The sequence below is a fragment of the Vibrio sp. D420a genome, assembly GCF_030248625.1.
GTDB lineage: Bacteria > Pseudomonadota > Gammaproteobacteria > Enterobacterales > Vibrionaceae > Vibrio > Vibrio fortis_A.
The window spans coordinates 1-1,287 of sequence record NZ_JAHGAN010000088.1; the positions used below are offsets into that span (position 1 = coordinate 1).

The 1,287-nt window shown below is 44.1% G+C and carries 1 protein-coding gene; it reads left to right on the forward strand.

The features are described 5' to 3' along the window. Window positions 1-90 precede the first annotated feature (90 nt). Window positions 91-1,284 (forward strand): ISL3 family transposase, encoded by a 1,194-nt coding sequence (locus KI743_RS24335; protein ID WP_285468568.1) that lies wholly within the window; start codon window positions 91-93, stop codon window positions 1,282-1,284. Window positions 1,285-1,287 lie beyond the last annotated feature (3 nt).

Below are 1,287 nucleotides of genomic sequence, written 5' to 3' on the forward strand. Positions count from 1 at the left end.
CTTCGCAGGTTAGCGGGAACTGAAAACAAAAACGGTAGTTAGTGATAAGGTTACATCGCCAAACACAACCTTTCACAGACTACCGTTTTCATGCCGAATAATACTTTCCTATCGTCATTCTGGGAAGGCTTTCAGATCGTAAAGTCTCATAAAACTGATTCATTAATATCTATCACCCTAGCTCCTGACTCAATTGCATTCTGCCCTTGTGGTAGAGCCTCTCAGTCTATCCACGATACTCAGTGGCGAACGCTTAAAGAAGCGATGATCCTAGGCAAACCTGTCGAGTTACTCGTCCAGACTCGACGTATCAAATGCTCTAGCTGTGGCATTAAAACTGAAGCTATCTCTTGGGTTAAGCCATATTCTCGCCTCACTAACCGACTGATTGAGTACATTGAAAAACTACTACCACTTTTACCTATCAAGCATATTTCTGAGCTTACTGGTGTGCATTGGCACACCATTAAAGAGGTGGATAAGCAACGTTTAAAGCGTGTGGTTCCTGACGTTCCATGGGGTCAGTTGCGTCAACTCGTCATGGACGAATTTGCCATATTCAAGGGGCATCGTTATGCCACTGTTATCGCAGATGCACAAACGCACCAAGTGCTCTGGATTGGTCTAGGTAGAGCACGCAAGGACATACGTCCCTTCTTTGAAACTCTTGGAGAATACGCTCAAAATATCGAAGTTGTGGCAATGGATATGAACACAGCTTTTGACCTCGAAGTCCAAGCTCATTGTCCTAATGCACGTATCGTGTATGACCTCTTTCATGTCGTCGCTAAGTTTGGTCGAGAAGTGATGGATAGAGTCCGAGTTGATCAAGCGAATCAACTGAAAGATGATAAAAATGCTCGGCGTTGGATCAAACGCTCCCGTTGGGTGCTACTGAAAAATCAAGAGAACTTAAACACTAAGCAGCAGAGTTATCTAGATGAGATACTTGCGGTCAATCGTGACTTAATGGTGACCCATTTGCTAGGAGCTCAACTCAAAGAGCTCTGGTATTGCAGCTCAGAGAAACAGGCTAATGAACTCTGGGAGGTCTGGTGGCAACAGGTCCATGAAAGTGGGGTCAAACCGCTCATAAACTTTGCTAGAAAACTGAGACCCTATCTTCATGGGATAGTGGCGTCAGCTACATATCATCTAAATACATGTACTTTGGAAGGGATCAATAACAAGATTAAGCTAATCAAAAGAATGGGCTATGGATACCGAGATACGGAATACTTCTTCATGAAGATAAAAGCGGCTTTCCCCGGAAAGCCGCAATGAACC

What these genes read in the sequence shown, in the direction of transcription:
- KI743_RS24335 (WP_285468568.1), top strand. Translation starts at nt 91, where the DNA reads ATGCCGAATAATACTTTCCTATCGTCATTCTGGGAAGGCTTTCAGATC.